Origin of the sequence: Aurantimonas litoralis (assembly GCF_026153195.1) — a bacterium.
In the GTDB taxonomy this organism is placed as follows: Bacteria; Pseudomonadota; Alphaproteobacteria; order Rhizobiales; family Rhizobiaceae; genus Aurantimonas; species Aurantimonas coralicida.
This window is the reverse complement of the sequence record NZ_JAPFBM010000005.1, coordinates 343,444-358,878: the sequence shown is the minus strand read 5'-3', so window position 1 is coordinate 358,878 and position 15,435 is coordinate 343,444. Positions and strand designations below refer to the sequence as shown.

The following is a 15,435-nucleotide window of genomic DNA, read 5'->3' as shown; positions in this document are numbered from 1 at the left end:
CGCCGGCGGCAGGGCAACGGCGCCCGGCGCCGACCCGCGACGATTGCGACGCTCGACGCGGCAATCCTCGCCACCCATATGGAATCGCGGTTCCTCTCCTGCGGCGAGTCGCATTTCATGTCCGATACACTGACCGCTCCAGCCCAGGCCGCGTCCGCCGCGCCCGTGCGGCCGTTCCGCGCCCCGGCCCCGGTGCCCAACGCGACGCCGCTCGGCTTCTTCGGCTTCCTGACGACGGCCTCGCGCAATCCCATCGAGATCTGGGGCACGCGGGCCTTCAAGGAGCCCTATATCGTCGGCAAGTGGCTGGGCGTGCCGAACATCGTCATCAACGATCCGGCCGGCGTGCGCCACTGCCTGGTGGAGAACGCCAAAAACTACGTCATGCAGCCGCTGCGCCAGCGCATTCTGCGGCCGCTCCTGCGCGACGGGCTGCTGACCGCCGAGGGCGCCCTGTGGCGCCGCACCCGCAAGGCCATCGCGCCGGTGTTCACGCCGCGCCACACGGCCGGCTTCTCGGAAACCATGCAGGACCGGTCGGAACGCTTCGCCGACGGGCTCGCCGCGCGGACCGGCGACATGGTGGACGGCAGCCACGAGATGACGCTGCTGACCTTCGACATCCTGCAGGCGACCCTGTTCACCGACGACATCGCCGATGACGGCGAGACCTTCGCCCGCTCGACCCGCGACTTTCTCGGCTCCATGGGCCGGGTCGACCCGCTCGACCTCCTCGGCGCGCCGGCCTTCCTGCCGCGCCTGCGCCGGATGCGCGGGCGCAAGTCGATGGATTATTTCCGCGGCCTCATCGCCCGCACCATCACCCGCCGCCGCGAGCAGATCGCCCGCGACCCCGACGGCGCGCCGAACGATCTCCTGACCCTGCTGGTCAAGACCGACGGCCTGTCGGCCAGCGAGATCGAGGACAACATCATCACCTTCATCGGCGCCGGCCACGAGACCACCGCGCGGTCGCTGGCCTGGACCCTGTATCTTCTCAGCCAGGCACCCGCCGAGCGCGCCGCCGTCGAGGCCGAGCTCGACACGATCCTGCCGACCCTGTTGCATCCGAGCGAATGGCTGGAGCGCCTGCCCTATACGCGGGCCGTCTTCGAGGAATCGCTGCGCCTCTATCCGCCGGCGCCGTCGCTGAACCGCACCGCGCTGGCGCCGGACCGGGTTGGAGACGTGGCGATTCCCGCCGGCGCGACGGTGCTGGTCATGCCCTGGCTGATCCATCGCCATGAAATGCTCTGGGACCGGCCCGACCATTTCATCCCGAGCCGGTTCCTGCCCGGCAATCGCGAGGCGCTTGATCGCTACCAGTATCTGCCCTTCGGGGTCGGCCCGCGGGTCTGCATCGGCGCCAGCTTCGCCCTGATGGAGGGCGTCATCGCCCTCGCCTGTCTCCTGCGGGGCCTGCGCTTCGACTATGAGGAGGCCCAGCCGCCGGAGGTGGTCCAGCGCATCACCGTGCAGCCCGATGGCGGCCTGCCGCTGAGGGTCAGCCGCCGCACGCCCGCGCACCCGGCAGGCTGACGGGAGCGATTGCGGCCGGGACGAATCCGGCCGCCAAGGCCCGCCGGACAGCGCTTTGCGGGCCGCCAGCCGGGCCGCCTCACCGCGCACAAACGACAGTGCGCTTGCGTTCGGGCGCGTGAAAGCCCATACTATCAGTTCGGGTATTTGCAGACCCGGAGTCTGGCAGACGTTCCGCCACCGTAAAACGGCGGTTCGCTTGGTAGCGCATTGGCGCGACCAGCGCGACGAGAACCAAACCTTTCGCCGTAACCCTTGTGAAGTTCCGAATCTCCGGCCGCGGCTGCACGCCGTGTCCACACCACTCAAGAAGTCAATCGCGTCGCGAGAACACTTCAGACGATCGCCCACAGGGCAGCGACGAAAGGTAATACCATGAGCCAGACCGGCACCGTAAAGTTCTTCAACGAAGCCAAGGGTTTCGGATTTGTCACCCCGGAAGGCGGCGCGAAGGATGTCTTCCTTCACGTCTCCGCTCTCGAGCGCGCGGGCATCTCCTCCCTGAACGAAGGCGACAAGATCAGCTTCGACACCGAGCCGGACACCCGCGGCAAGGGCCCGAAGGCTGTCAACGTTCAGCGCGCCTGATTGCATGATGTGACCGGCGGGCTTCTGGCCTGCCGGTCTCTACTGTTTCGCATGGGTTCGCGGCGTTTGGTGGCGAACAACGGCGGAAGAAGGTGACGATGGAAAATTCCAGGAAGGCGCGTGAACGCGCCGAAGCGGCACTGTCCGGACCGCCGGAACGACCGGCCAAGGGCTCCGCGATTGGAATCATCGCCGCCGAAAGCCTGGCCGTCCAGGAAAAGACGGCACGATTGAAGAAGCTCCGCATGGAGCGGGATGCGGCCGAAGCGCCTGAGCCGACCAAGGCAGAGGCGAAGGCGTCGAAGGCGAAGGCCAAGACGACAAAGCCGACGGCGCGCGCTAAATAGCCGGTTGGCAGACCGACTCGGTCGCCGATCAATTCCGAGGCCCGGCCACCACCTGCCCCGCAAGGCAGGGAAATGGCCCGTGGCCCATCAACTGATGGAAGGAGTCGTTTTGAAAGTCGACGTCAGAGACAACAATGTCGATCAGGCCCTGCGGGCGCTGAAGAAGAAATTGCAGCGCGAAGGCGTCTTCCGTGAGATGAAGGCGCGTCGCGCCTACGAGAAGCCGTCCGAGCGACGCGCTCGGCAGAAGCAGGAGGCGATCCGCCGCTCCCGCAAGCTTGCTCGCAAGCAGGCGCAGCGCGAAGGCCTCGTGCCCGGTCCGAAGCGCAAGATCCGTCCCGGCGCACCTCGCCCGGGCGCACCGAGCACAGGCGCCAGTGCCAACGGCGCAGCCGGTGCACCGCGTCCGGCTTCCGCCACCTCGCAGTACTGATACGACCCATTCGCTCCTCGAGAGCAGAAAAAGCCCGGCGGATCCGATCCGCCGGGCTTTTTCGTGTCTGGGTCGCCCTAGCGGCCTGACGGTCCTTGCGATCGTGGCCGCCACCCATCAGGCTTCGGCACCAGCCAGCGGCGGTATTCGCTTGAGACCTCGCACATGTCGGCATAGAGCCAGACCATGCGGTCGACGAACCAGATCTTGCCGCCCTCCGCGATGATCAGTCCCGCAACCGTGGCGGTCGCCTCGCCCCGGATCAGGCCATAGGCCAGGATGGCGACCCCGATGGCGGTGATCGATGTGAGGATCGTCGCGGCCCGGCGATGGTGGTCCGGGACCGGCACCGCCTTCCGGTTCAGATAGACCCGCTCGCCGAAGGTCGCCCGCGACGCCCAATTGTCGGGATTGCGGGGCGGCGGAAACAGCCGTGGATTGACCATGGCGAAGACCATGAGGGCCGCGACCGGCGCGAGCGCCCACCAGCCGATCCAGACGCGGCTCCAGATCGCCAGGACCAGGAGCGGCAGGATCGCCGCCCGGGTCCAGACGCTCCAGGGATTGGCATGGCGGGCCCAGCTCTCCTCGTCCATGCGCATCGCCCGCTCGGCCAGCGCGAAGACATCCATGGCGCCCTCCCGTCGACCGAACGGCCGGAGAAGTCCGGCGCTATTTCGCGTCGTCTTCGTCGCCCAGACCGTCGAACAGCGCCGTCGACAGATAGCGCTCGGCGAAGGACGGGATGATCACGACGATGTTCTTGCCCTCCATCTCCGGGCGCTGGCCAACTGCGATCGCCGCCGAGAGCGCCGCACCGGAGGAGATGCCCACCGGCACGCCCTCGATGCGGGCGACGAGACGGGCGATCTCGAAGGCGTCGTCATTGGTGACCTGCACCACCTCGTCATAGACCTCGCGGTCGAGGATCGCCGGGGCGAAGCCCGCACCGATGCCCTGGATCTTGTGCGGGCCGGGATCGCCGCCCGACAGGACATGCGAGGCTTCCGGCTCGACCGCGACGATGCGGACGCCGGGCTTGCGCTGCTTCAGCACCTGGCCGGCGCCTGTGATCGTGCCGCCGGTGCCGATGCCGGACACCAGCACGTCGATTTCGCCCTTGGTGTCGTTCCAGATTTCCTCGGCGGTGGTGACGCGGTGGATTTCCGGGTTGGCCGGGTTCTCGAACTGCTGCGGCATCACCGCATCGGGGATCTCGGCCACCAGTTCGCCGGCCTTGGCGATGGCGCCCTTCATGCCCTTGGCGCCCTCGGTGAGCACCAGATCGGCGCCGAGCAGGCGCAGCATCTTGCGGCGCTCGATCGACATGGTCTCCGGCATGGTGAGGATCAGGCGGTAGCCCTTGGCAGCGGCCGCAAAGGCGAGGCCGATGCCGGTATTGCCCGATGTCGGCTCGATCAGCGTCGTCTTGCCCGGCGTGATCCGGCCGTCGGCCTCGAGCTTCTCGATCATGGCGACGCCGATGCGGTCCTTGACGCTGGCGATCGGGTTGAAGAATTCGAGCTTGGCGAGAAGGTTGGCCTTCACGCCCTTTTCCTTCGCCAGCTTGTCCAGCCGGACGATCGGCGTGTCACCGATGGTGTCGGCGATGGAATCGTAGATGCGTCCACGCCCGTGGGTCCGTGCGGCGCCCTCTTTCACTACCTTGTCCATGATGGTCTCCTTCCCTGTCGCGGCCCGGCGTTCATTCACTTCGCGCCCGGTCATCCTTCCTAACCTATGCCGGATCGCGCGCGGTTTTGAGGTCTGACAATCCAAAGCCGGCGGTCTGGCCGGAATAGCTTGCTAGGCCGGCGCTGGCCGATCCATGCAATTTGCAACCAATTCTTTACCCTCTCTTAGGCCGCCGCCACCAGTATGGCGGATCACGGCGGGTCCCTCGCGCCCTTTGCACGAAACGAGATTGCGCATGGCACGCTCCTTCCAGCACATTCGCACCATTTTCGGCGAGTTCGTCCTGTTGCTCCTGGCCATGACGCTGCTGTCGGTGGTCGCCGCCTTCCACATCTTCGACGGTGTCGGCCAGGCCGCGCTGAACCGTGCGCTGGGTTTTGCCGTCGTGGTGCCGATGCTGAGCGCCGTGCCCTATGCGATCTATTTCGTCGTCCGCCTCACCGGGCTGATGCAGCACAATGACGGCTTGCAGCGCGCCGCGACAACCGACCGCCTCACCGGCGTCCTGAACCGTCCGGGCTTCGACACCGTCATCCGCCGCCACATGGCCGCCCTCGGCGACCACCAATATGCCGGGCTGATGCTGCTCATCGTCGACGCCGACCACTTCAAGCGGATCAACGACCGTCTCGGCCATCCGACCGGCGACAAGGCGCTGAAGGCCATCGCCGGGGCCCTGAAGCGTTCGATGCGCGGCTCCGATGCGGTCGGGCGCCTGGGCGGCGAGGAATTCGCCATCTCCTTCCCCTGCACCAGCCTCGAACAGGGCAAGGCCGTCGCCGAGCGCCTGCGGCTGAGCATCGGCAAGCTGAGTGTCAGCGACGGCAAGCAGAGCGCCCGCCTGTCGGTGAGCATCGGCGGCGCCTTCTATACGACGCCGCAGCTCTTCGACCGGGTCTATGGCGCGGCCGACGTCAATCTCTACCATTCCAAGCGCACCGGCCGGAACCGCACGACCATCACCTCGGTCGCCGCCCATGGTCGCCGCTATCTGCAGGCCGACGGGCAGCAGCAGAACCAGCAGGCCGCCCGGCTGACCGCCCTGCCCGCGCGCTGACCCGTCCGCCTAGCTGCGGCCGGTGGAGCCGAAGCCGCCGGCGCCGCGGGCGCTGTCCGACAGGCTCGCCCGTTCGGTGAAGGTCGCCTGCACCACCGGCGCGAGGACCATCTGGGCAATGCGATCGCCCCGCGCGACGGCGAAGGCTTCGCTGCCCAGATTGACCAGCACCACCTGCACCTCGCCGCGATAGTCGCTGTCGATCGTGCCCGGCGTGTTCAGCACCGTCACCCCGTGCTTTACGGCAAGGCCGGAGCGCGGCCGGATCTGCACTTCGAATCCCTCGGGGATCTCGAAGGCGAGGCCGGTCGGCACCAGCCGGCGTTCGCCCGGCGCCAGTACCAGCTCCCCCGTCACCGCCGCGCGCAGGTCGGCACCCGCCGCCCCGGCGCTCTCATAGGCCGGCAGCGGCAGGTCGGGATTGTGGGGCAGGCGCAGGATCGCGATGGCCGGCCCGCTCATGAGGCCGCTCCCGTCAGGCGGTCCGCCACCCAGGCGGCCAGGCGCCTCGCCACTTCCGTCTTGTCCATCTTCGGCCATTCCTCGACCCCGTCCGCCGTCACGATGTGCACCGTATTGGCGCTGCCGCCCATGACGCCGGTCCCGGCCGACACGTCGTTGGCGACGATGGCGTCGGCGCCCTTGCGGGAGAGCTTGCCGCGGGCATTGGCGAGGAGGTCGTCGGTCTCCGCGGCAAAGCCGACGACCAGCTTCGGCCGATCCGGCGCATGGCCGATGGTCGCCAGGATGTCCGGGTTCTCGGTCAAAGCGAGCGCCGGCGGGCCGCCGCCGGTCTTCTTGATCTTGCGCGCCGTCTCGGCCTCGGCGCGCCAGTCGGCGACGGCGGCCACGAAGATCGCCGCATCGGCGGGCAGCGCGGCCTCGACCGCGCCCAGCATCTCGCGGGCGGTCTCGACATGGGCGACGGTGACGCCGGCCGGATCGGGGAGCGTTACCGGGCCGCTGACCAGCGTCACCTCGGCGCCCAGCTCGGCCAGCGCCGCGGCAATGGCGTGGCCCTGGCGTCCCGAGGAACGGTTGGCGATGTAGCGGACGGGGTCGATCGGCTCGTGGGTCGGCCCGGAGGTAACGACGATCCGCCGGCCGGCCAGCGGCTTCGGCCTTGGGTCCAGCATGGCTTCCACCGCGTCGGCGATCTCGGTCGGCTCGGCCATGCGGCCGGTGCCGGCCTCGCCTGCTTCGGCCATCTCGCCGGCATTCGGCCCGACGAAGCGCGCGCCGTCGGCGATCAGCGCGGCGTGGTTGCGGCGGGTCGCGGCGTGGTTCCACATGGCCGGGTTCATCGCTGGCGCCATCAGGATCGGCGCGCGGGCGGCGAGCAGGATCGCCGTCGCCAGATCGTCGGCCAGGCCGTTGGCGGCGCGGGCCATCAGATTGGCCGTGGCCGGCGCAACGAGGATCGCATCGGCCTCCCGGGCGAGCCGGATATGGCCGACATCGTGCTCGTCCTCGCGGTCGAAGAGATCGGAGAAGACCTTGGCGGCCGACAGGGCACCGACGGCGAGCGGGGTGACGAATTCGGCGGCGGACGCGGTCATCACCGGCGTCACCGCGGCGCCGCGCTCGCGCAGGCGGCGGATCAGGTCGAGCGACTTGTAGGCCGCGATGCCGCCGCCGATGATCAGCAGCACCCGTTTGCCCGAAAGGCCGCTCATGCCGGCTCCGCCTGAATGATCCCGATCGTCGCGGTCGCCATGCCTGCCTCGCGAAAGACGCTGTTCCACGGCCCCGTGTCTAGCGGCCGGCGCTTACCGGAGCAACAAAGGCGCCGCCGGGCGAAATGCCGGCGGGCCGGTCTCAGCCGAAGGTGTAGCCCAGCGCGATGGTCATCAACGACAGGGCGATGATCCACTGGGCAATCAGGCGCAGGATCACGCTGGAGCGCTTGTCCGTCGCCAGATTGTTCAGCGTCTCGTCGTCGAGGCGGATGCCCTTCTCGATGAGGTCCGGCATCTGCCGGGCGAGGATTTCCAGCCCGCCGGCGAATTCCGGCGTGCGCCGCAGGAGATGGAACAGCGAATCGACGCCCCGGCGCGCCTCGCGCAGCTTGGCCGCGGGCCCGAGCTCGGTGAGGATGTATTCCGAGACCACCGGTTCGGCCGCCACCCACATGTTGAACTTCGGGTCGAAGGAGCGCGCGACGCCCTCGACCACCACCATGGTCTTCTGCAGCAAGACGAGCTCTGGACGCGCCCGCATGTCGAAGAGCTCGGTCACCTCGAACAGCAGCGACAGGAGATGGCCCATGGAGATGGTCTCGGCCGGCTGGCCGTAGATCGGCTCGCCGATCGCCCGCAGCGCCTGGGCGAAGCTCGCCACGTCCTGGCCGCGCGGCACGTATCCGGCCTCGAAATGCAGCTCGGCGACGCGGCGATAGTCGCGCCGGATGAAGCCGTAGAGGATTTCGGCGAGGAAGCGTTTGGACTCGTCCGACAGGCGCCCGACGATGCCCATGTCGACGGCGACGACGGCGCCGTCCGGTGCCACGAACAGGTTTCCCTGGTGCATGTCGGCATGAAAGAAGCCGTCGCGCATGGCGTGGCGCAGGAAGGACTGCACGATCAGCACGCCGAGCTGCTTGGTGTCGTGGCCGGCTTCGACGATGCCGGCGACATCGCTCATCTTGATGCCGTCGATCCATTCCATCGTCAGGACGTCGCGGCCGGTGCGCTCCCAGTCGATGCGCGGCACCCGGAAGCCGGGATCGTCGGCGGTGTTCTCGGCCATTTCGGACGAGGCCGCTGCCTCCAGCCGCAGGTCCATCTCGATGCGGGTGGACTGGGCCAGCGTCTCGACCACGGCAACCGGCCGCAGCCGGCGCGAGGAGCGCACGTAGCGTTCCAGGAACTGGGCGATGAAGGCGAAGGTCTCGAGCTGGCGCAGGAAGCGGATGCGCACGCCCGGCCGCACCACCTTGACCGCGGCGAAGCGCTCGCTGCCGTCCTCGTTGCGGATGCGGGCCTTGTAGACCTGCGCGATCGAGGCGGCGCCCACCACCTCGCCGAGATCGATGAACAGGTCGTCGATCCGCCGGCCGAGGGTCGTCTCGATCTCGGCCACGGCCTGTTCGCGGGGGAATGGCGGCACCTTGTCCTGCAACTGGCCGAGTTCCTGCGCCGTCGCCGCCCCCACGAGGTCGGGCCGCGTCGCCAGGAACTGGCCGAGCTTGACGTAGGAAGGGCCGAGCCGGTTCAGCGCCCGCGACAGATTGTCGGAACGCGGCCGGTTCTCGGCCGAGCCGCGCTCGATCAGTCGAGCGAAGCGGTGCAGCAGCGCCGGGCCGGGCGGCAGGCCCTCGCCCGGAAACGAGCCGACGACGCCTTCGCGGGCCAGAACATAGACGGCCCGGATAAGCGCAAGGGTGCCGGTGACGGGATTGGCCAAGAGAGGCTCCGTTCGTTCAGATCAGAGCTTCCAGCCGGAATGGATGGCCGCGATGCCGCCCGACAGGTTGCGATAGGAGACACGCTCGAAGCCGGCCGCGCGGATCGCGGAGGCGAAATTGGCCTGGTTCGGGAAGCGGCGGATCGACTCGACCAGATATTCGTAGGATTCCCGGTCGCGCGCGACGGTCTCGCCGATGCGCGGAATGACCTTGAACGACCATTGCTCGTAGATCTTGTCGAGGATCGGCATGTCGACTTCCGAGAATTCCAGGCACATGAAGCGCCCGCCCGGCTTGAGCACCCGGTAGGCCTCCGACAGCGCCGCGTCGATGCGCGGCACGTTGCGGATGCCGAAGGCGATCGTATAGGCGTCGAAGCTGGCGTCCGGCAGCTTCAGCTCTTCGGCGTTGCCCTCCACGAAGACGAGATTCTCGTCGAGGCCGCGCTTGACCGCGCGCTCCGCGCCGACGCCCAGCATCGAGGCATTGATGTCGAGAACCGTGCCGCTGGCCCGCCGGCGCGAGGCCTCGGTGATGCGGAAGGCGACGTCGCCGGTGCCGCCGGCCACGTCGATGAAGTTCCAGCCGGCCCGGTGCGGCGGCGACAGCCAGGACACCATGGCGCTCTTCCAGACGCGGTGGAGGCCGCCCGACATCAGGTCGTTCATCAAATCGTAGCGCTCGGCGACCCGATGGAAGACGTCATTGACCCGGGCCTGCTTCTCTTCCCGGCCGGTGACCGTGGAAAAGCCGTAGGCCGTCTCCATCGCTTCGGCTCCGGTCACACGCGTTCGCGACATGGGGCGGCACCTTCATTGCATCGCATCGCTTCGATGCGGATATAGGGACGGACGATCCCGGCATGCGACGCGTCCTCGGCGAAGCAGGCTGGGTTCGCCGGGCGCATCGCTTGGATGGCCCAACGGTTCGGGACTTAATCGAATATGCCGGAATTGCCAGAGGTAGAGACGGTCCGCCGCGGCCTGCAGCCCGTCCTGGAGGGCGCGCGCATCACCCATCTGCATCTGGCGCGGCCGGATTTGCGGTTTGCGCTGCCCGAACGCTTCGCCGAACGGGTCACCGGCCGGCGCATCACGGCGCTCGGCCGGCGGGCGAAATATCTCGTTGCCGAGATGGAGGGCGACCTCGTCCTCGCCATGCATCTGGGCATGTCCGGCTCGTTCCGCATCGAGGGGCCTGACGGCGACAGCCTGCCGGGCGTCTTCCAGCATCCGCGCTCCACCGCCCGTCTCCACGATCATGTGCGTTTCGAGGTGACGACCGAGGCCGGCCGGCCGGCCGCGGTGATCTACAACGACCCGCGGCGCTTCGGCTACATGACACTGATCGCACGGGCCGAGATGGAGACCCATCCGCATTTTGCCGGCCTCGGCATCGAGCCGACGGGCAATAGCCTGTCTGGCGCGGCGCTGGCTCCGGCCTTCGCCGGGCGCGCGGCGCCGCTCAAGGCGGTGCTTCTCGACCAGCGCATCATCGCCGGCCTCGGCAATATCTATGTCTGCGAGGCGCTGTGGCGCTCGCGCCTGTCGCCGCGACGCGCGGCGGGAACGCTGGTAAAGAAGGACGGCCGCCCGAGCCAGCGCCTCGACCTCCTGGCGCTCAACATCCGCGAGACCATCGCCGACGCGATCGCGGCCGGCGGCTCGTCGCTGCGCGACTACCGGCAGGCCGATGGCTCGCTCGGCTATTTCCAGCACAGCTTCGCCGCCTATGACCGCGAGCACGAGCCGTGCCGGCACACGGGCTGCCGCGGAGTCATCCGGCGGATCGTCCAGTCGGGACGCTCGACCTTCTTCTGCCCGGCCTGCCAACGCTAGGGCCGGGTCCGTAACGGTGCGGCGGCGCGAAGAGGAATGCCCGCCGGGGCCCGACTTTGTCTTGACGCGCCGAACGCTCTTGCCTATAGAGGCTCTGAATTCGGCGGCACCCATGGTGCGGCCCGTTTCTTCGTGCTGCAGCGTGCACCTCTTGCCGCCCGGCACGATCAAACCGCAGTTTACCGACACAAGCGCATCGTCGCGACAGACAGAGAGAGACGAACATGGCCAACACCCCTTCGGCCAAGAAAGCGGCGCGGAAGATCGCGCGACGCACTGCCGTCAACACCGCTCGCCGCAGCCGGGTCCGCACCTATCTGCGCCGCGTCGAGGAAGCCATCGCATCGGGCGACAAGACCGCCGCGATGACCGCCTTCCTCGCCGCCGAGCCGGTGATGATGAGCGCGACCTCGAAGGGGATCTTCCACAAGAATACGGCATCGCGGAAGATCTCCCGCCTGTCGCATCGCGTGAAGGCCCTCGGCGAAGCCTGAGGCTCGCCCGATCCACTGACGGGGGCGCATCGCGCCCCGTTCAGACCCTTTCGAAAGGCCTGGCTTAACCGCCGGGCCTTTTTGATTCCCGGCCCCGCCATGGCGTCCCGCGGTGATTCCCGGCGCCTTTGCAGGGCCTTCGGCGAGCCCGTCATCGATTCGACACACGCAAACCTCCCGATCGCCCGCCGCGATTCCATCGTGCGGCTTTGCCAAATGATTCCAGTGACTTGCAGAAGGTCAGTGAGCATCACAAAACAGCCGGCTAAGGGCGGTTTCGGCGGCCCTTGAGTCAAGCGGACTGCCTTATTTTTTTCATTTTTATCTTTTGCCCGATGCGCTCAAAAGCTGCTTGGGAGCCAAGTCACCAGAACCACTGGTGTTTACCCTGATGGGCAATGATTCACTCGGGACGAGTCTGCCACACTGGGGGTGCTCGCATTGCGATTCACGGTTTGCGAGCCTTGCCCGAAGCTGTCGCGTTTCGTATTTTCCTCCTCGAAACAAGTGCGGGGAAAGACGAAGTGCGGGGACAACCGAACTTATCCAGAACATTCGGTCACGGTTCGAGTTGCCAGCGGCGCGGCCCCATCTCGCCTAGAGTCTAAATCCGTCCTTCCACAATTTATTCGTAGTCGATCCCGGCGCTCCCACGCCGCGGGTGCGGCTGACTTCTGCCCAACGATGGGCCGGAGCGCAGGAGAGCTTTTGCATGAACGGTGAATACAAGGGCGATGTCACGCCGAAGGAATGCTGGGCGACGCTCGCCGACACGCCGGACGCGGTCCTGGTCGATGTGCGCACGGTGGCCGAATGGAGCTATGTCGGCGTCCCGCAGCTCGCTCCCCTCGGCAAGGCGGCGATCCTGCAGGAATGGCAGAGCTTCCCCTCCATGGCCGTCGATCCGGATTTCGCGGCCAAGCTCGCCCGGCGCATCGAGAGCGAAGGTGGAACCCGCGACACGCCGGTCTTCTTCCTCTGCCGTTCGGGCGTGCGCTCCATCGCCAGCGCCGTGGCGCTGACCGGGGCGGGCTACAGTAACTGCTTCAACGTCCTGGACGGCTTCGAGGGCCCGCCGGACGAGGAAGCCCATCGCGGACGCAAGGCCGGCTGGAAAGCGGAGGGTCTCCCGTGGGTGCAGAAGTGATGCAGCAGGGCGCAGGACGATCGGCGGACACGCTGCCGATCTGGTCCGGACGGCATGACGCCGCCCGGGTGACGAAAGACAACACGAACGATTTCGGGGGCGGCATGGCGAGCGGCGGCACAGGTACTGCGGACATCATGGAGCGGGTGAATGCCCGTCTGAAGGCGCAGCTTGGGCAGGACATCTTCGCCAGCTGGTTCCAGCGCATGAAGCTCGAGGCGCCGGGCAAGGGCGTCTGCCGCATCACCGTACCGACCGCCTTCCTGCGCAGCTGGATCCAGTCGCACTATCATGAGCTCCTGACCGAGATCTTCCGCGAGGAAGTGCCGGGCACCCTGCGCGTCGACATCGCCGTGCGCAGCGCCGTGCGCGGCGGCGGCGTGACCATCCGCCAGCCCCGTGTCGCCGAGCCGGAGAGCGTCCCGGCCAGCGCGGTCGCCGCCCGTCCCGTCGCGCAGATCGGCGAAAGCCGCGCCGCGCGCAGCGCCGCCCCGGCCGAAGCCCGGCAGATGTTCGATGCGGCGCCCGCCCCGACGCCGACCTTCGGCTCGCCGCTCGATCCGCGCTATGTCTTCGACACTCTCGTCGAGGGCAGCTCCAACCGCGTCGCCCTCGCCGCCGGCCGCGCCATCGCCGAGAACGGTCCCCAGTCGGTGCGCTTCAACCCGCTGTTCATCCACGCCGCCGTGGGTCTGGGCAAGACGCATCTCCTGCAGGCGATCGCCAACGCCGCGATCCGCCGCGAGGACAAGCCGCGCGTCGTCTATCTGACGGCGGAATATTTCATGTGGCGCTTCGCCACCGCGATCCGCGACAACCGCGCGCTCGACCTCAAGGAGACCCTGCGCGGCATCGACATCCTGATCATCGACGACACCCAGTTCCTGCAGGGCAAGTCGATCCAGCAGGAGTTCTGCCATCTCCTCAACGCGCTGATCGATTCCGCCAAGCAGGTGATCTGCGCCGCCGATCGCCCGGCCATGGAGCTGGAATCACTGGATCCGCGGGTCCGCTCGCGCCTGTCCAACGGCATCACGCTGGAACTGGCGGCGCCGGACTACGAGATGCGCCGCTCGATCATCCGCACCCGCGCCGCGGCCATGCGGGCCGAGGATTCCTCCTTCGACATGCCCGACGGCGTCATCGACACGATCGCCCAGCGCGTCGCCGGCTCCGGCCGCGACCTGGAAGGCGCCTTCAACCAGATCGCCTTCCGCCATTCGCTCGGCCAGCCGCTGTCGGCCGAGCATCTGGACGATCTCCTCAGCCAGCTGACCCGCGCCAACAGCGAGCGTCGGGTGCGTATCGAGGACATCCTCAAATTCGTCTCGCGCCACTACAATGTAACGCGCACGGACATCCTGTCGGCCCGGCGCACGCGGACCATCGTGCGGCCCCGCCAGATCGCGATGTATCTGGCCAAGACCATGACGCCCCGCTCGCTGCCGGAAATCGGCCGGCGCTTCGGCGGCCGCGACCACACGACGGTGCTCCATGCCGTTCGCAAGATTGAGGGCGAGCGGGCCAAGGACGACAAGCTGTCCGAGGAGCTCGACATCATCCGACGTATGATCGAGGAGTAGGCCGCCCCGGCGCGGCGCCGTCAAGCGGCGCCGCCGGTCGGCGGGCCTCCCCCGCCCCGGCTCGCCCAGCCTCGCGCGGTCCGGCCTTTCCAAGCGGCCTCCGAATCTCTAAGACCATCGGACCCCGGAACGGGTGCCGTCTCCTGCGGCGCCTGCCCGAACCAAACGGCTTCGTCATGCGCATCATCATCGAACGTTCGAACCTCCTCAAGTCCCTGGCGCACGTTCATCGTGTCGTGGAACGCCGCAACACCATCCCGATCCTCTCCAACGTCCTGTTGAAGACGGAAGGCGAAGGCCTGCGACTGAAGGCGACCGATCTCGACCTGGAGATCACCGAGAGCGCACCGGCGACGGGTGAGCAGGAGGGCGCGACGACGGTGCCAGCGCATCTGCTCTACGACATCGTCCGCAAGCTGCCGGACGGGGCCGAGGTGAGCCTGGCCACCAATGCCGAGGGCACCCAGATGACGGTCTCGTCGGGCCGCTCGAACTTCCGGCTGCAGTGCCTGCCGGAATCGGACTTCCCCGACATCACCGCCGGCACGCTGAGCCATGCCTTCAAGCTCAAGGCCGCCGAACTCGGCCGGCTGATCGAGCGCACCCAGTTCGCCATCTCCACCGAGGAGACGCGCTATTATCTGAACGGCATCTATCTGCACACGATCGAGGCCGACGGCGACCTGCAGCTGCGCGCCGTCGCCACCGACGGCCACCGGCTGGCGCGGGCCGACCAGAAGGCCCCGGCCGGCTCGGAAGGCATGCCGGGCATCATCATTCCGCGCAAGACCGTCGGCGAATTGCAGAAGCTCCTCGGCGACAGCGACGACGAGGCCGAGATCTCGGTCGAGCTGTCGGACGCCAAGATCCGCTTCACCATCGGCGCGGTGGTGATGACCTCCAAGCTGATCGACGGCACCTTCCCAGACTATCAGCGGGTCATTCCGCAAAACAACGACAAGGCGCTGACGCTGGACCGGCAGACCTTCTCGGCCGCCGTCGACCGCGTCTCCACCATCTCGTCGGAGCGCGGCCGGGCGGTGAAGCTCGCCGTCGCCGATTCGCAGCTGGTGCTGACCGTCAACTCGCCGGATTCGGGCACGGCGACCGAGGAACTGGCCGTCGGCTACGATTCGGACGAGATCGAGATCGGCTTCAACGCCAAATATCTCCTCGACATCACCAACCAGCTGTCGGGCGACGAGACCGTCTTCATGCTCGCCGATCCGGGCTCCCCGACCCTCATCAAGGATGGCGGCGACGATGCGACGCTCTACGTCCTGATGCCGATGCGGGTCTGACCGCCGC

General features: G+C 67.7%; 16 protein-coding genes. 10 read left to right on the top strand and 6 right to left on the bottom strand.

Going from position 1 to position 15,435, the window contains the following annotated elements; translation table 11 throughout:
* Nucleotides 1–117 precede the first annotated feature (117 nt).
* The 4 genes from N7I30_RS13615 to rpsU all read left to right on the top strand — a co-directional run bounded on the left by N7I30_RS13615 (nucleotide 118) and on the right by rpsU (nucleotide 2,907).
* On the top strand, nucleotides 118–1,539 hold the full coding sequence (locus N7I30_RS13615; RefSeq protein WP_498639509.1) for a cytochrome P450: 1,422 nt from the start codon (nucleotides 118–120) through the stop codon (nucleotides 1,537–1,539).
* Nucleotides 1,540–1,914: 375 nt separating this feature from the next.
* Complete coding sequence (locus tag N7I30_RS13610; protein WP_024349555.1) at nucleotides 1,915–2,127, top strand: cold-shock protein; 213 nt, start codon at nucleotides 1,915–1,917, stop codon at nucleotides 2,125–2,127.
* 98 nt (nucleotides 2,128–2,225) lie between these two features.
* The gene (locus tag N7I30_RS13605; protein WP_024349554.1) at nucleotides 2,226–2,474 is read left to right on the top strand and encodes a hypothetical protein; all 249 of its coding nucleotides are present in this window, start codon (nucleotides 2,226–2,228) and stop codon (nucleotides 2,472–2,474) included.
* A gap of 109 nt (nucleotides 2,475–2,583) precedes the next feature.
* Nucleotides 2,584–2,907 (top strand): 30S ribosomal protein S21, encoded by a 324-nt coding sequence (gene rpsU / locus N7I30_RS13600; RefSeq protein WP_024349553.1) that lies wholly within the window; start codon nucleotides 2,584–2,586, stop codon nucleotides 2,905–2,907.
* Nucleotides 2,908–2,984: 77 nt separating this feature from the next.
* On the opposite strand, the gene N7I30_RS13595 is transcribed toward rpsU, so the two are convergent.
* Complete coding sequence (locus N7I30_RS13595; RefSeq protein ID WP_498639507.1) at nucleotides 2,985–3,539, bottom strand: DUF6653 family protein; 555 nt, start codon at nucleotides 3,537–3,539, stop codon at nucleotides 2,985–2,987.
* Nucleotides 3,540–3,579: 40 nt separating this feature from the next.
* The gene (gene cysK, locus N7I30_RS13590; RefSeq protein ID WP_498639505.1) at nucleotides 3,580–4,581 is read right to left on the bottom strand and encodes a cysteine synthase A; all 1,002 of its coding nucleotides are present in this window, start codon (nucleotides 4,579–4,581) and stop codon (nucleotides 3,580–3,582) included.
* A gap of 256 nt (nucleotides 4,582–4,837) precedes the next feature.
* Here cysK and N7I30_RS13585 point away from each other — a divergent pair, with 256 nt between their 5' ends.
* Nucleotides 4,838–5,659, top strand: coding sequence for a GGDEF domain-containing protein (locus N7I30_RS13585; RefSeq protein ID WP_024349550.1), 822 nt, complete (start codon nucleotides 4,838–4,840; stop codon nucleotides 5,657–5,659).
* A 9-nt stretch (nucleotides 5,660–5,668) separates the two neighbouring features.
* On the opposite strand, the gene dut is transcribed toward N7I30_RS13585, so the two are convergent.
* The 4 genes from dut to ubiE all read right to left on the bottom strand — a co-directional run bounded on the left by dut (nucleotide 5,669) and on the right by ubiE (nucleotide 9,865).
* Nucleotides 5,669–6,121 carry a dUTP diphosphatase gene (dut, locus tag N7I30_RS13580; RefSeq protein ID WP_498639503.1) on the bottom strand — a complete coding sequence of 151 codons (453 nt, stop codon included), beginning with the start codon at nucleotides 6,119–6,121 and terminating at the stop codon, nucleotides 5,669–5,671.
* Entirely contained in the window at nucleotides 6,118–7,335 is a 1,218-nt protein-coding gene (gene coaBC / locus N7I30_RS13575; RefSeq protein WP_498639501.1) for a bifunctional phosphopantothenoylcysteine decarboxylase/phosphopantothenate--cysteine ligase CoaBC, read from the bottom strand. The genes dut and coaBC overlap by 4 nt, the downstream gene beginning before the upstream one ends.
* A gap of 142 nt (nucleotides 7,336–7,477) precedes the next feature.
* Nucleotides 7,478–9,064: a 2-polyprenylphenol 6-hydroxylase gene (gene ubiB / locus N7I30_RS13570; RefSeq protein WP_187389894.1), complete on the bottom strand. Its 1,587-nt coding sequence runs from the start codon at nucleotides 9,062–9,064 to the stop codon at nucleotides 7,478–7,480.
* 21 nt (nucleotides 9,065–9,085) lie between these two features.
* The gene (gene ubiE, locus N7I30_RS13565; RefSeq protein WP_187389895.1) at nucleotides 9,086–9,865 is read right to left on the bottom strand and encodes a bifunctional demethylmenaquinone methyltransferase/2-methoxy-6-polyprenyl-1,4-benzoquinol methylase UbiE; all 780 of its coding nucleotides are present in this window, start codon (nucleotides 9,863–9,865) and stop codon (nucleotides 9,086–9,088) included.
* 144 nt (nucleotides 9,866–10,009) lie between these two features.
* Here ubiE and mutM point away from each other — a divergent pair, with 144 nt between their 5' ends.
* From mutM to dnaN, 5 genes are all read left to right on the top strand, one after another.
* Nucleotides 10,010–10,903 carry a bifunctional DNA-formamidopyrimidine glycosylase/DNA-(apurinic or apyrimidinic site) lyase gene (gene mutM / locus N7I30_RS13560; protein ID WP_498639498.1) on the top strand — a complete coding sequence of 298 codons (894 nt, stop codon included), beginning with the start codon at nucleotides 10,010–10,012 and terminating at the stop codon, nucleotides 10,901–10,903.
* 224 nt (nucleotides 10,904–11,127) lie between these two features.
* On the top strand, nucleotides 11,128–11,397 hold the full coding sequence (gene rpsT / locus N7I30_RS13555; protein ID WP_024349544.1) for a 30S ribosomal protein S20: 270 nt from the start codon (nucleotides 11,128–11,130) through the stop codon (nucleotides 11,395–11,397).
* 712 nt (nucleotides 11,398–12,109) lie between these two features.
* A complete protein-coding gene (locus N7I30_RS13550; RefSeq protein WP_024349543.1) occupies nucleotides 12,110–12,544 on the top strand; it encodes a rhodanese-like domain-containing protein in 435 nt (144 codons plus the stop codon).
* Nucleotides 12,544–14,127: a chromosomal replication initiator protein DnaA gene (gene dnaA / locus N7I30_RS13545; protein WP_498639537.1), complete on the top strand. Its 1,584-nt coding sequence runs from the start codon at nucleotides 12,544–12,546 to the stop codon at nucleotides 14,125–14,127. Before N7I30_RS13550 ends, dnaA begins: the two co-directional genes overlap by 1 nt.
* A gap of 176 nt (nucleotides 14,128–14,303) precedes the next feature.
* Nucleotides 14,304–15,428 carry a DNA polymerase III subunit beta gene (dnaN, locus tag N7I30_RS13540; protein ID WP_024349541.1) on the top strand — a complete coding sequence of 375 codons (1,125 nt, stop codon included), beginning with the start codon at nucleotides 14,304–14,306 and terminating at the stop codon, nucleotides 15,426–15,428.
* Nucleotides 15,429–15,435 lie beyond the last annotated feature (7 nt).

Excerpts from the sequence above, each read along its gene's own strand:
- N7I30_RS13615 (WP_498639509.1), top strand. The coding sequence starts at position 118 with ATGTCCGATACACTGACCGCTCCAGCCCAGGCCGCGTCCGCCGCGCCC.
- N7I30_RS13610 (WP_024349555.1), top strand. The coding sequence starts at position 1,915 with ATGAGCCAGACCGGCACCGTAAAGTTCTTCAACGAAGCCAAGGGTTTC.
- N7I30_RS13605 (WP_024349554.1), top strand. The coding sequence starts at position 2,226 with ATGGAAAATTCCAGGAAGGCGCGTGAACGCGCCGAAGCGGCACTGTCC.
- N7I30_RS13595 (WP_498639507.1), bottom strand. The coding sequence starts at position 3,539 with ATGGATGTCTTCGCGCTGGCCGAGCGGGCGATGCGCATGGACGAGGAG.
- cysK (WP_498639505.1), bottom strand. The coding sequence starts at position 4,581 with ATGGACAAGGTAGTGAAAGAGGGCGCCGCACGGACCCACGGGCGTGGA.
- N7I30_RS13585 (WP_024349550.1), top strand. The coding sequence starts at position 4,838 with ATGGCACGCTCCTTCCAGCACATTCGCACCATTTTCGGCGAGTTCGTC.
- dut (WP_498639503.1), bottom strand. The coding sequence starts at position 6,121 with ATGAGCGGGCCGGCCATCGCGATCCTGCGCCTGCCCCACAATCCCGAC.
- coaBC (WP_498639501.1), bottom strand. The coding sequence starts at position 7,335 with ATGAGCGGCCTTTCGGGCAAACGGGTGCTGCTGATCATCGGCGGCGGC.
- ubiE (WP_187389895.1), bottom strand. The coding sequence starts at position 9,865 with ATGTCGCGAACGCGTGTGACCGGAGCCGAAGCGATGGAGACGGCCTAC.
- mutM (WP_498639498.1), top strand. The coding sequence starts at position 10,010 with ATGCCGGAATTGCCAGAGGTAGAGACGGTCCGCCGCGGCCTGCAGCCC.
- rpsT (WP_024349544.1), top strand. The coding sequence starts at position 11,128 with ATGGCCAACACCCCTTCGGCCAAGAAAGCGGCGCGGAAGATCGCGCGA.
- N7I30_RS13550 (WP_024349543.1), top strand. The coding sequence starts at position 12,110 with ATGAACGGTGAATACAAGGGCGATGTCACGCCGAAGGAATGCTGGGCG.
- dnaA (WP_498639537.1), top strand. The coding sequence starts at position 12,544 with ATGCAGCAGGGCGCAGGACGATCGGCGGACACGCTGCCGATCTGGTCC.
- dnaN (WP_024349541.1), top strand. The coding sequence starts at position 14,304 with ATGCGCATCATCATCGAACGTTCGAACCTCCTCAAGTCCCTGGCGCAC.